Origin of the sequence: Enterobacter sp. HSTU-ASh6, from assembly GCF_026319105.1 — a bacterium.
Classification (GTDB): domain Bacteria; phylum Pseudomonadota; class Gammaproteobacteria; order Enterobacterales; family Enterobacteriaceae; genus Enterobacter; species Enterobacter sichuanensis.
Genome location: NZ_WSPD01000007.1, coordinates 98031 through 111622 on the forward strand (window position 1 = coordinate 98031; position 13592 = coordinate 111622).

Below are 13592 nucleotides of genomic sequence, written 5' to 3' on the forward strand. Positions count from 1 at the left end.
GGGATCCCTCAGCCCACGGGGAGAGGGAAAAAACACCGTACAAAATTCACTATCCTTTCCCGTTTTTTATCTAAAAACGAATGGTTATTAGCGATTCATTTTAATTCCTTTATCAAAATTCCTCCGCCGGAAATACTGCCCTCATAACAACAAGGGGAGCAGGCATTATGGCAATTTCATCGCGAATCACACTACTCGGCGCCCTGGCGCTGTGGGCATTTCAGGCGCAGGCGGTGGACGTCACCGTCGCGTATCAAACCTCTGCGGAACCGGCGAAAGTCGCGCAGGCGGATAACACCTTTGCCAAAGAGAGCGGCGCAAAAGTTGACTGGCGTAAGTTCGACAGCGGGGCGGCCGTGGTGCGCGCGCTGGCGTCCGGCGATGTGCAGATCGGCAATATCGGATCCAGCCCGCTGGCGGTCGCGGCCAGCCAGCAGGTGCCGATTGAGGTGTTCCTGCTGGCGTCACAGCTCGGTAACTCCGAAGCGTTGGTGGTGAAGAAAAACATCACCAAACCGGAAGATCTGATCGGCAAGCGTATCGCCGTGCCGTTTATCTCCACTACTCACTACAGCCTGCTGGCGGCGCTCAAACACTGGGGCATCAAACCGGGTCAGGTACAAATTATCAACCTGCAGCCGCCGGCCATTATCGCGGCCTGGCAGCGCGGCGATATTGACGGGGCTTACGTCTGGGCACCGGCCGTGAACGAGCTGGAAAAAGAGGGCACCGTGCTGACCGACTCCGAAAAAGTGGGCCAGTGGGGCGCGCCAACCCTCGACGTATGGGTCGTGCGTAAAGACTTCGCTGAGAAGCATCCTGAGGTGGTGAAGGCCTTTGCCAAAAGCGCCATTGACGCCCAGCAGCCCTATATCAGCAACCCGGATGAGTGGCTGAAGCAGCCTGCCAACCTGGAAAAACTGTCGCGCCTGAGTGGTGTGCCGGAAGCGGACGTGCCGGGGCTGGTGAAGGGTAATACCTATCTGACCCCCGCGCAGCAGGTACAACAGCTGACCGGGCCGGTAAACAAAGCGATTGTGGATACGGCCACTTTCCTGAAAGAGCAGGGCAAAGTGCCCGCTGTGGCGACGGATTACAGCCAGTACGTGACCGACCGCTTTGTGAAATAAGGAGTCCGCCATGCTGAATATTACAAATCTGTCTGCCGATTACGGTGGTAAACCCGCGTTAGAAGAGATCAACCTGACGCTGGACAGCGGGGAGTTGCTGGTGGTGCTGGGTCCGTCCGGGTGCGGGAAAACCACGCTGCTGAATCTGATCGCCGGGTTTGTTCCGTATCAGCATGGCACCATTCAACTGGAAGGCAAAAAGGTGGAAGGCCCGGGCGCCGAGCGCGGCGTGGTCTTCCAGAACGAAGGCCTGCTTCCGTGGCGCAACGTGCAGGAAAACGTGGCATTTGGGCTGCAGCTTGCGGGCGTCAGTCGTGAAAAAAGGCTGGCTATCGCGCGGGAGATGCTGAAAAAGGTGGGGCTCGAAGGGGCCGAAAAGCGGTTTATCTGGCAGCTTTCCGGCGGCCAGCGCCAGCGGGTCGGCATTGCCCGCGCGCTGGCGGCCAACCCGCAGCTGTTACTGCTGGATGAACCGTTCGGCGCGCTGGATGCGTTCACCCGGGAACAGATGCAAACCCTGCTTTTACGCCTGTGGCATGAAACGGGCAAGCAGGTGCTGCTGATCACCCATGATATTGAAGAGGCGGTATTTATGGCCACCGAACTGGTGCTGCTATCACCGGGGCCGGGTCGCGTGCGGGAGCGCTTACCGCTGGATTTTGCCCGCCGCTACGTTGCGGGGGAACCCGTGCGCAGCATCAAATCCGATCCGCTGTTTATTGAACAGCGTGAATACGTCTTAAGCCGCGTGTTTGACCAACGGGAGGCTTTCTCATGAGCATTGTCTTTAGTGAAAAAACGCGCCGCACGCGCCTCAGCTTACGCTGGCCGTTCTCCCGCCAGATCACGCTCAGCATGGGGACGTTGCTGGCGTTACTCGCGGTGTGGTGGCTGGTTGCCGCGCAGGCGTGGGTCAGCCCGCTGTTCCTGCCGCCGCCGGGACAGGTGCTGGCCAAACTGATTACCATCGCCGGGCCGCAGGGCTTTATGGATGCCACGCTCTGGCAGCATCTCGGTGCAAGCCTGACGCGCATTCTGGTGGCGCTGCTGGCGGCGGTGGTGCTGGGTATTCCGGTCGGCATCGCGATGGGGTTAAGCCCGATGGTGCGCGGCATTCTTGACCCGCTGATTGAGCTTTACCGCCCGGTGCCGCCGCTGGCGTATCTGCCGCTGATGGTGATCTGGTTTGGTATTGGTGAAACGTCAAAGATCCTGCTGATCTATCTGGCGATTTTTGCCCCGGTTGCCATGTCCGCTCTGGCGGGGGTGAAAAGCGCCCAGCAGGTAAGGATCCGCGCGGCGCAGTCGCTGGGTGCCAGCCGAACGCAGGTGCTGCTGTTCGTGATTTTACCGGGCGCGCTGCCGGAGATTTTAACCGGGTTACGCATTGGACTTGGCGTGGGCTGGTCAACGCTGGTGGCGGCTGAGCTGATCGCCGCCACGCGGGGATTAGGGTTTATGGTGCAGTCGGCGGGAGAGTTTCTGGCGACTGACGTGGTGCTGGCAGGGATCGCGGTGATCGCCGTGATTGCCTTCGGATTAGAACTGGGGCTGCGCGCGTTACAGCGCCGTCTGACGCCCTGGCATGGAGAAATACAATGAGTGAACGTCTGACCATTACCCCACTGGGGCCGTTTATTGGCGCGCAGGTGTCGGGCCTGGATGTAACCCGTCCCCTGAGCGATAACCAGTTCGAGCAGTTGTACCATGCGGTGCTGCGCCATCAGGTTGTATTCCTGCGCGAGCAGGCGATCACCCCGCAGCAGCAGCGTGCGCTGGCCCTGCGCTTTGGCGATCTGCATATTCATCCGGTTTATCCGCATGCCGAAGGGGTAGAGGAGATTATCGTCCTGGATACCCACAACGATAACCCGCCGGATAACGATAACTGGCATACCGATGTGACCTTTATCGAGACGCCACCGGCCGGGGCGATTCTGGCGGCGAAGCAGCTGCCGGAAACGGGAGGCGATACGCTGTGGACCAGCGGTATCGCGGCTTATGAGGCGCTGTCGGCACCGTTCCGGACGTTGCTGATCGGCCTGCGGGCGGAGCATGACTTCAAAAAGTCGTTCCCGGAATACAAGTACCGGAAAACCGAGGCGGAACATCAGCGCTGGCAGGAGGCGGTTGCGAAACATCCACCGCTGCTGCACCCGGTGGTGCGCACCCATCCGGTCACGGGCAAGCAGGCGCTGTTTGTGAACGAAGGGTTCACGACGCGCATTGTGGACGTGACGGAAAAAGAGAGTGAGGCGCTGTTAAGTTTCCTGTTCGCGCATATCACCAAACCGGAGTTCCAGGTGCGCTGGCGCTGGCAGGAGAACGATCTGGCAATCTGGGATAACCGCGTGACGCAGCACTATGCCAATGCAGACTATCTGCCCCAGCGGCGGATTATGCAGCGGGCGACGATTTTAGGGGATAAACCGTTTTACCGTGCATCTTGATCCCCTCACCCTAACCCTCTCCCCAAAGGGGGGAGGGGACTGCCATGTGCGGTTTTCACCCTCTCCCTTTTAGGGAGAGGGCTGGGGTGAGGGTATTAAATGCGCCTCAATATACCGCTGATAGCGGTTCGCCTTGAGATAACACAAATCCACCAGCACCAGCCCGTCGACGCAGTCGTTGAACGACGGGTCGCTGCCAAAATCAATAAACTGCACGCCGCCGGGTTCGCAAAGCTCGGAATACTGCTTGTAGAGTGGCGGAATTCCGCAGCCAAGATTGCCGAGCAGGGATTTCAGCTTCGTCAGATCGTCCACGTAATCCACGCCGCCAAACTGCGCCAGAACGTCCGGCAGGGAGGCCGGGTAAGGCTGACGTGACGCGGCGAGCGGATGCGTCGCCGGAAACCACAGGCGGTAAAAGGCCACCAGCAGATCCCGCGCGGCAGGCGGTAAGCCGCCGGAAATGGAGACCGGGCCAAACAGGTAGCGATAGTGCGGATAGCGCGCCAGGTAAGCCCCAATGCCGGACCATAAATAATCCAGACCGCGGCGACCCCAGTAGCGCGGCTGAATAAAGCTGCGCCCCAGCTCAATGCCGTGTTCCAGCACGTCCTGCATTTTATCGTCGTAGTGGAACAGGCTGTAGCTGTACAACCCTTCCAGACCGCGACGTTCAACCTGGCTGGCGGTCGGCATAAAGCGATATGCGCCGACGATCTCCAGATCCTCATCATCCCAGAGGATCAGGTGCAGATAATCATCATCGTAACGGTCAGTGTCCCGACGTTTACCGCTCCCTTCCTCCACCGCGCGAAAAGCAATCTCCCGCAGACGGCCCAGTTCGCGCAGCAGCGGGGCATCTTCCTGACCGTTGCGCTGCCAAAGATAGATGGTTTTACCGTCACTGGTTTTGCCCAGACATTCGGCCTGCGCCAGCGCGCGTTTCAGGGTGGCACGATCTTCCGGACGGGCAATGGCGCACTGGGTTTTAAAGATGCCAGGCACTCCCTTGCCAAGACGCATCACGTGCTGACGACACTGCTCGGCCATCTCACGCGACGAAAGGGTGGCGCTATGCCAGTGATGCCACGCAATCTGCTGGCCGATTTTTATCGGCAGCTGGCTGTGACGGCGGCGAAACATCTGTTGCATCAGCAGCAGCATCGACAGCGTTGGGGAGAGCAGCGTGCTGGCATAAAAGAGCAGGCTGTTGTGGGCCTGAATATGTACCGGAAGCAGCGGGACGCGCAGCTTGCCGGCGAGTTTGATAAATCCTGGGTGCCATTTTTTATCGCGAATGCCTTTGCGCGTGGGGCGAGAGACTTCGCCCGCCGGGAAGAAGATCAGCACGCCCGCATTTTGCAGATGCTGTTCCATCTGCACCAGAGACGTTTTCGCCGTCCTGCCGCCCATATTGTCCACCGGAATAAACAGCGAGCTGAGGGGCTCAAGGTGGGTCAGCATCCGGTTAGTGACGACTTTAACGTCGCGCCGCACGCGGGAAACGGCATACAGCAACGCCAGCCCGTCCAGCGTCCCTGTCGGGTGGTTGGCAATAATGACCAGCGGGCCATGTTCGGGGATTTGTTCGAGGTCGCGGGCGGAAATGGTGCAGACGATATCAAGGTGTTCCAGAACCTGCTCCACCATATCCAGCCCTTTCAGGTGGCGGTGGGCGGCGGCAAACTGCTGAAATTCGTCTTCGTAAAACAGTCTTTTTAACAGACTTTTTTGCCAGGGTGCAGGCCTCGCCTGAGGCCAAAGATCGTCGAGAACGCTATCGAGGCTAAACATGGTCACTCCTCCTGCCGTCTTGCCCAGACAGTAGAAGGAGGAGATGTCGATTGTATTGCAGTTTGGTGAAGATTAGCGGAGGATTTTTTTCTCGGCCAGATCCAGTGCGAAGTAGCTGAAGATCAGATCCGCACCCGCGCGTTTGATCGCCCCCAGGCTTTCCAGGATCACTTTCTCTTCGTCAATTGCACCCGCCAGCGCGGCGAACTTGATCATCGCATACTCACCGCTGACCTGGTAAGCGCCCAGCGGCAGCTCGGTACGCTCGCGGATGTCGCGCAGAATATCCAGATACGCGCCAGCCGGTTTCACCATCAGGCAATCAGCACCCTGGGCTTCATCAAGCAGGGATTCGCGGATCGCTTCCCGACGGTTCAGCGGGTTCATCTGATAAGTTTTACGATCGCCCTTCAGCGCGGTACCGGCAGCTTCACGGAACGGGCCGTAGAAGGAAGAGGCAAATTTGGTGGAGTAGGACATGATGGCGGTGTCGGTAAAGCCCGCCGCATCCAGAGCCTGGCGAATTGCCTGAACCTGTCCGTCCATCGCGGCAGAAGGAGCGATGAAATCGGCACCTGCAGCGGCCGCGACGACAGCCTGCTTGCCCAGGTTCAACAGGGTGGCATCGTTATCTACGCCATGATCGCACAGCACGCCGCAGTGGCCGTGGGAGGTATATTCGCAGAAGCAGGTGTCGGACATCACCACCATTTCCGGCACGGTCTCTTTGCAGATACGCGACATGCGGGCGACGAGGCCATCCTCTTTCCACGCGTCGCTGCCGGTCGCGTCGGTATGGTGGGAGATGCCGAAGGTCATCACCGAGCGGATCCCCGCGTTGGCGATGCGTTCGATTGCACGCGCCAGATGCTTCTCAGGAATGCGCATCACGCCAGGCATGGCTTCGATGGCCTTGTAGTCATCAATCTCTTCTTCGACAAAAATCGGCAACACCAGATCGTTTAAGGTCAGGGTTGTCTCTTCAAACATGGCGCGCAGTGCAGGTGACTTGCGCAGGCGGCGGGGGCGTGCAATTAAATCGGTCATGGTATGCCTGATGTTTGTGGAACAAAGAGGGCTAGTGTACATCAAAGTGGCGGCTGTGGTTTTACGAAAGTGGGCTTTTTGTTAATGCGAAATGCGTTCTGCGATGTTTCAGGCGATAACTTTATATAACGCGAAAAGCGCGGTTTTTAACGGCGTGAAGTATTTGTGAAATTTCTGTATTGAAATAAATATATCATAAATAATGATTTCTTATTCTTTAAAATATTCCCTGTGCTTAGGGTGTTTATTTCCCAGGTGACTGTTTTGTCGTGTTTGTTTACGCGTTTTTGATGCTGTTTGTCTGTATCCGGACTTAATTGAATCATTCATTGAACCTTTTCGAAATGAAAATGCATAATTCGCTGCGCAATAAAATATTGCCAAATGATTTGATGGACAAACTTGCTTACGTCCCTGAGGAGGGATGACCCAATGCAAACATGGAAAAAGAAACTGGTTGTATCTCAACTTGCATTAGCCTGTACCCTGGCTATCGCTTCTCAGGCCAATGCGAAAGATATTTCCGACACGACATATAATACTTTTGGATATGATAATACCGTGACGACACCCTGGTATTATGGGTATGCTGACTGGGATTACGCCGGTGACAGTCATGACGGTGATATTTATCCGGTGATTAATAAATCCACCGTGAATGGCGTTATTTCAACGTATTATCTGGACGATGGTATTAATGGTCGGGCAAATGCGTTAAGCATTTCCAACAGCACCATTAATGGCATGATTACTTCGAAGTGTATGACCACAACCTGTGATAATGGTGTGGATCCGGATGGTACAACCCATACGCAATACGATCGTTTTAGCCTGACGGTTGATCACTCCACCATTAACGACGCCTATGAGCATTATGCTTACGATGTTGTAAACGGCGATAACACCGATACCCACTCACTGGATATCTACGGGCTGGGCAATGCGATTACCCTGGATGTGGAATCGGATATTGTTATCCAGAATAACTCTCACGTTGCCGGTATTACGCTGACGCAGGGTTATCAACAACCGGATAACACCCCGTATGACGGCGTTGAAGGCGTGGCGAATAATAGCCATGTTTTCACCAATACCCTGGTGGTAAAAGACTCTGTTCTGACATCTGGCGCCTATAGCGATCTGGGCACCAGCGGGTTCTACGGCCAGACGGCGAAGCCGAGTGATTATGGTGAAAATAATGCCACCGCGGCAGACGACGCGGCGCTGATCGTTGCTGCCGGTGCGTCTGACAACGCGATGCAAACGACCGCGACGTTTGATCACTCCACCGTGACGGGCGATATTCTCTTCTCCAGCACCTTCGACAATAACTTCTACGAGAATGGGGATCCGGCAACCGATACCACCGCAGACGGCGTGTATAACCCAACCACCAACGGCTGGGATGGCACCGATAAACTGGATGTCACGCTGACCAACGGCAGCAAATGGGTGGGTGCTGCGCAGTCCAGCGTTGAGGCCATCGGTACGTCACAAATGTATGGCCAGGGATACAGCAACGTTGACTGGCGAGCGCTCTCTCCGAACAGTATCTGGCCGGATTCCACCTACGACAGCAACGGTCACGTTGCCGGGGAGGATGTTTATCAGAGCGGTCTGTTTAACGTCACGCTGGATAACGGCTCTGAGTGGGATACCCGTAAGCAGTCGAATATCGATACGTTGAAGGTAAACCACCAGTCGCAGGTGAATGTTGAAAATTCTGGCCTGCTGGCGGATACCATCACCCTGACCAATGGCTCATCATTGAACGTGGGCGACAGCGGTGGCGTGGCGACCGACCATCTGTATCTGGACAGCTATAGCCGTGCGGCACTGACGGAAGAAACGGCTGAGCTGTATGCCAACACCATCACCGTCGATAACGGTGCTGAGCTGGCACTGGGACTGGGTCAGGTTGATACGCACAATATGGTACTGACCGATGGCGGTGTGCTGAACGTAGCCAGCCGTGATTACGTGCTGAACAGCGATCTGAACAACGCACGCTATATCACTAACGATACGCACAAAGCCGAGTACGACTATGGTGTTGTGGCGCTGAATTCTGACGGCCATCTGGCGGTGAACGGTGATGTCGCAGGCAACTACAAGGTGCGTATCGACGATGCGACGGGGGCCGGTTCCGTTGCCGATTACAAAAACCGAGAGATCGTCCGTGTCTATGACAATAACGCGGATACGGCAGCCAGCTTCACTGCCGCCAACAAAGCCGATTTAGGCGCTTATACCTACCAGGCGAAGCAGCAGGGGGATACCGTCGTTCTGCAGCAGAAAGAGCTGACCGACTACGCCAATATGGCGCTGAGCATTCCTTCTGCTAATACCAACATCTGGAACCTGCAGCAGGATACCGTAGGGACGCGTCTGACCAACAGCCGTCACGGCCTGGCGGATAACGGTGGGGCGTGGGTGAGCTACTTTGGCGGCAACGTCGACGGTGACAACGGCGTTATCCGCTACGATCAGGACGTCAGCGGCATTATGGTGGGTCTGGATACGCAGATCGACGGTAATAACGCGAAGTGGATCGTCGGTGGTGCGGCAGGGTTCGCGAAGGGGGATATCAGCGATCGTACCGGTCAGGTTGATCAGGATAGCCAGACGGCGATGATCTATGCCTCAGCGAAGTTTGCGAACGATGTGTTCCTCGACAGCTCCCTGAGCTATACCCGTTTCAATAATGATCTTTCCGCAACTATGAGCAACGGTCAGTACGTGGACGGTAATACCACGACAGATGCGGTCGGCTTTGGAATGAAACTGGGCTATGACTGGAAACCCAACCTGTCTGGCTACCTGACGCCATACGCTGCCGTCTCGGGCCTGTTCCAGTCGGGTGATGATTACCGTCTGAGTAACGACATGCGCGTTGACGGGCAATCTTACGATAGCCTGCGTTATGAACTCGGCATTGATGCGGGATACACCTTCAACTACGGCGGTGAGCAGGCTCTGACGCCATACTTCAAACTGGCCTGGGTCTATGATGACGCTGATAACAATGCTGATATTAACGGTGACAGCATCAATAACGGCGTAGAAGGTTCCGCTGTGCGCGTGGGACTGGGGACACAGTTCAGCTTTACGAAGAACTTCAGTGCTTACACGGATGCCACTTATCTGGGCGGCGGCGACGTTGACCAGAACTGGGGCGCCAGTGTGGGCGTGAAATATACCTGGTAATGTCTGTCAGCGGGGGAAATTATCCCCCGCTTTTTTATCGATAAAAATAAAAAATAATATTGAACCGACAAATACGGATGTCTTGAGGTCTGCATGAACGTTAATGCGAAACCACTTGCTGAATTAAGCCGGCTCGAACAGTGTCTGATAGCAGCCAGTACCCCTTTTCAATCTGCGCCACAACAATTCATTCTATCCGGTGAGTGTAATGAGCCCCGCACGATCGTATTACAAACCGGTATAATGGATATTTATCGTCATTCTGATGAATTGCTGGTGGGTATCGCAAAAGCGCCATTTATTTTTGGCCTGTCCACCGTGATGATTAAACATTGCCAGAAATACAACGTGGTCGCCAAAACACCCTGCACGGGATTTTATTTATCGACTGACACCACCCGGCAACTCATACAACAGAATGCGCTCTGGAAAGAGGCCTTCAGTTGGTTATCGTGGATAAATTACCTTCTTGCGAAACGCGATATGCAACTGGTGGGAAATAATTCCTACCACCAGATCCGCGCCATGCTGCTGAATATGGCCGAGTGGGATGAAACGCTGCGCTCAAAAATAGGTGTAATGAATCATATTCAACAAAGCACCCGAATTTCGCGCTCGGTGGTGGCAGAGGTTCTCGCCGCGCTTCGGCAAGGAAACTACATCAACATGAGCCGGGGCAAGCTGGTTAGCATCAACCGCTTGCCCATGGAGTATTAAGATCAGTTCGACGCGGTGAGCACCTGGGCTTTATTGGCGCTCAGTTCAGCCACTAAATTATTAATACCGTCACTCATATTGACGAAACGCGTATGCGGCGAGCGGGTGACCACCACGAACGCCCCTACGTTTGACTGTGGGATCATTGCCATATAGGTAATGAAGCCACCGCCGCCGCCCGTTTTTTGGATAATGCCCGGACGGCCATTTTTCGGCGCCATATAGACCCAGCCCAGGCCGAGGGCATCGGCTTTACCCGGCACGTCCATCCCGATGACGCGGTTCAACTGCGTACGCTGATAAATCAGGGTCTGCATTCGGTCGGCCTGGCTGTTGCGAGTGTAGAAATCCGAGGAGAGGAACTGCTGCATCCAGCGCATCATATCACCAGGGGTGGAATACACCCCACCGCTGCCTACGGCAGCCAGCGTGTTATTACAGGGGCTTGCGCCTTTCTCGGCCACCATCAGACGACGGCACTGATCCGGGGAAGGGGTAAAGGTGGTGTCTTTCATCCCCAACGGTCGGGTGATCTGCTCTTCAAACAGCTGAGGGTAGGGTTTGCCGGCCGCCGTAGAGAGGGCATCTGCCAGCAGGTCAAACGCCAGGTTTGAATAAGAGGCCTGCGAACCCGGCGCCACCTTCAGCGTGGCGGTACTCAGGTAACTCCAGCGCTGGTCGCGCGTAGGCCAGACAAAGACGTCACGATGCGCCGCGCCGCCTGGCTGCTCACGCGGCAGGGCACTGGTATGGGTGGCAAGGTTCACCAGCCGGATCGGTGTCCCCTGATACGTCGGTACCCGCGCGCCCGGGGGCGCATATTTGCTGAGCGGGTCGTCGAGCTTCACCACGCCCTGGTCGAGGAGTTTCACCAGCATTTCGCTGGTCATCAGCTTGGTTAAGGACGCGATGCGGATAACGGAATCCAGCTGCGGGCGAACGTTATTACCCGGGCGCGTTTCGCCAAAGCTGCGGAACACTCGCTGGTTGCCGTCGATCACGACCAACGCCATCCCGGTCGCGCCGCTGCCGTAATAGATTAGATTCGCGTAGCGATCGGCAATATCAGAAGCTAAAACCGGCGCCGTCAGCGGTTGGGCTGCCTGGGCGGTAGAAAAGCTCACCGCACACAGCGCGGCAAAAAAGAGCAGACAACGTTTCAACGAAGAGCATCCATGAAGTGAATGAGGAAAGTAATGGGTATTTATACTACTAATCGGTGTCGCGCAATGCCCCGAATTACATAACATAGCGAGAAAAACGTAACCATGGGTAAATATAAACAATTTACTCAGGAGCCATCTCCCATTTTGTGACATCGGGCTTATGATAGGCACCAGTGTCACTCAATTTTACGGAGAACGGTATGTCTGAGAAGCGTGTGGTGATGGTTGTCGATATGCAGCAAGGGGTATTTGAGACCCCTCGTCTTCAGCGAGAAAAATGTGTTTCGCGTATCAACCAGCTTACGCAGGCGGCCGATACCGTCATCTTTATTCAGCACACGGAAGAGGGTGGGCTGGAGGAGGGGAGCGAAGGGTTTGCCCTGCTTCCCGAGCTGGACCAGCCAGCCGGCGCGTTTTACGTGACGAAGACCGCCTGTCACGCCTTCTACAACACCGGGCTTGAGACGCTGCTGCGTGAGCAGGGCATTCGCGAGTTTGTGATCTGCGGCTGCGCCACGGATTATTGTGTTGACGCGACAATCAAGAACGGCGTCAGTCGCGGGTATCACATCACCGTCGCAGAGGATGCCCATACCACATCCAACCGCCCGGCTGCAGAAGCACAGATCCTGATCAACCACCATAACGACGTCTGGCGCAACTTCATTGCGCCGGAGAATCCTCTCGCGGTGAAACGCACCGAAACAATTCTCGAAAACTGGAAAGCGAACTAATTATCAACCCCTGGGTCTGACCTTTTTGCCTGCGTCGGGAGACTGGCTCAGGCAGATTTTCGTGTGGTGATGTGTTGTACACAGCAACAGCCATAACAACAAGAAGGAAGCATTATGTTTAAGTCTTTTTTCCCAAAGCCGGGGCCTTTTTTCCTGTCGGCATTTATTTGGGCACTGATCGCTGTCATTTTCTGGCAGGCGGGCGGCGGCGCGTGGCTGGCTCGCATTACCGGCGCGACGGGCGAAGTACCGATTAGCGCCGCGCGCTTCTGGTCGCTGAGCTACCTGCTGTTTTACGCCTATTACATGGTATGTGTGGGGCTGTTTGCGCTGTTCTGGTTTGTTTATTCTCCGCACCGCTGGCAGTACTGGTCAATTCTCGGCACATCGCTGATTATCTTTGTGACCTGGTTCCTCGTGGAAGTGGGCGTGGCGGTGAACGCCTGGTATGCGCCGTTCTACGATTTGATCCAGACTGCCCTGAGTTCACCGCATAAGGTAACCATCAACCAGTTCTACCATGAAGTGGGGATCTTCCTCGGTATCGCTCTTATTGCGGTGGTCATTGGCGTGATGAACAACTTTTTCGTCAGCCACTACGTTTTCCGCTGGCGTACCGCTATGAACGAACATTACATGGCGCACTGGCAGCACCTGCGCCATATCGAAGGCGCCGCGCAGCGTGTGCAGGAAGACACCATGCGTTTCGCCTCCACCCTTGAAGACATGGGGGTCAGCTTTATCAATGCCATCATGACGCTGATTGCTTTCCTGCCCGTGCTGGTAACGCTCTCGGCGCACGTGCCGGATCTGCCGATTGTTGGTCATCTGCCGTATGGTCTGGTGATTGCCGCGATCGTCTGGTCGCTGATGGGGACGGGCCTGCTGGCGGTGGTGGGGATCAAACTGCCGGGTCTGGAGTTTAAAAATCAACGCGTGGAAGCCGCTTACCGTAAAGAGCTGGTTTACGGTGAAGATGATGCCAACCGCGCCTCGCCGCCGACCGTCCGCGAGCTGTTTGGCGCCGTACGCCGTAACTACTTCCGACTCTACTTCCACTATATGTATTTCAACATAGCCCGTATTTTGTATCTGCAGGTGGATAACGTTTTCGGTTTGTTCCTGCTGTTCCCGTCGATTGTTGCGGGTACGATTACGCTCGGTCTGATGACGCAGATCACCAACGTTTTCGGTCAGGTTCGTGGGTCGTTCCAGTACCTGATCAGCTCCTGGACCACGCTGGTAGAGTTGATGTCCATCTACAAACGTCTGCGCAGCTTTGAACGCGAGCTGGACGATCGTGACCTGCAGGAAGTGACCAATACGTTTAGCTAATACAGGGAGTTG

Annotated in this window: 11 protein-coding genes; 8 read left to right on the forward strand and 3 right to left on the reverse strand. The window is 55.6% G+C overall.

Annotated features, from left to right (window positions below; genetic code table 11):
* The first annotated feature begins 167 nt into the window (after positions 1–167).
* The 4 genes from tauA to tauD are packed head-to-tail and all read left to right on the forward strand — an operon-like array spanning position 168 to position 3580.
* Positions 168–1130 (forward strand): taurine ABC transporter substrate-binding protein, encoded by a 963-nt coding sequence (tauA, locus tag GM298_RS10605; protein WP_025756238.1) that lies wholly within the window; start codon positions 168–170, stop codon positions 1128–1130.
* 10 nt (positions 1131–1140) lie between these two features.
* Positions 1141–1908, forward strand: coding sequence for a taurine ABC transporter ATP-binding subunit (gene tauB / locus GM298_RS10610; RefSeq protein WP_262784048.1), 768 nt, complete (start codon positions 1141–1143; stop codon positions 1906–1908).
* Complete coding sequence (gene tauC / locus GM298_RS10615; RefSeq protein ID WP_266154088.1) at positions 1905–2732, forward strand: taurine ABC transporter permease TauC; 828 nt, start codon at positions 1905–1907, stop codon at positions 2730–2732. The genes tauB and tauC overlap by 4 nt, the downstream gene beginning before the upstream one ends.
* Complete coding sequence (gene tauD / locus GM298_RS10620) at positions 2729–3580, forward strand: taurine dioxygenase (protein ID WP_266154089.1); 852 nt, start codon at positions 2729–2731, stop codon at positions 3578–3580. The genes tauC and tauD overlap by 4 nt, the downstream gene beginning before the upstream one ends.
* Positions 3581–3649: 69 nt before the next feature.
* Here the strand turns inward: tauD and GM298_RS10625 are convergent, their stop codons facing one another.
* Both GM298_RS10625 and hemB read right to left on the reverse strand, forming a co-directional pair.
* Positions 3650–5374 carry a lysophospholipid acyltransferase family protein gene (locus GM298_RS10625; protein WP_025756234.1) on the reverse strand — a complete coding sequence of 575 codons (1725 nt, stop codon included), beginning with the start codon at positions 5372–5374 and terminating at the stop codon, positions 3650–3652.
* A 72-nt stretch (positions 5375–5446) separates the two neighbouring features.
* Entirely contained in the window at positions 5447–6421 is a 975-nt protein-coding gene (gene hemB, locus GM298_RS10630; protein ID WP_266154090.1) for a porphobilinogen synthase, read from the reverse strand.
* A gap of 432 nt (positions 6422–6853) precedes the next feature.
* On the opposite strand from hemB, the gene GM298_RS10635 reads away from it, so the two are divergent.
* Positions 6854–9628 carry an autotransporter outer membrane beta-barrel domain-containing protein gene (locus tag GM298_RS10635; RefSeq protein WP_266154091.1) on the forward strand — a complete coding sequence of 925 codons (2775 nt, stop codon included), beginning with the start codon at positions 6854–6856 and terminating at the stop codon, positions 9626–9628.
* A 93-nt stretch (positions 9629–9721) separates the two neighbouring features.
* Positions 9722–10345 (forward strand): helix-turn-helix domain-containing protein, encoded by a 624-nt coding sequence (locus GM298_RS10640; RefSeq protein WP_266154092.1) that lies wholly within the window; start codon positions 9722–9724, stop codon positions 10343–10345.
* A 2-nt stretch (positions 10346–10347) separates the two neighbouring features.
* Here GM298_RS10640 and ampH read toward each other — a convergent pair whose 3' ends face one another.
* A complete protein-coding gene (gene ampH / locus GM298_RS10645) occupies positions 10348–11508 on the reverse strand; it encodes a D-alanyl-D-alanine-carboxypeptidase/endopeptidase AmpH (RefSeq protein WP_045285196.1) in 1161 nt (386 codons plus the stop codon).
* Between the two features lie 203 nt (positions 11509–11711).
* Between ampH and GM298_RS10650 the strand changes: the two genes are divergently transcribed.
* Positions 11712–12245 carry a cysteine hydrolase family protein gene (locus GM298_RS10650; RefSeq protein WP_266154093.1) on the forward strand — a complete coding sequence of 178 codons (534 nt, stop codon included), beginning with the start codon at positions 11712–11714 and terminating at the stop codon, positions 12243–12245.
* Positions 12246–12359: 114 nt separating this feature from the next.
* The gene (gene sbmA, locus GM298_RS10655; protein ID WP_095449276.1) at positions 12360–13580 is read left to right on the forward strand and encodes a peptide antibiotic transporter SbmA; all 1221 of its coding nucleotides are present in this window, start codon (positions 12360–12362) and stop codon (positions 13578–13580) included.
* Positions 13581–13592 lie beyond the last annotated feature (12 nt).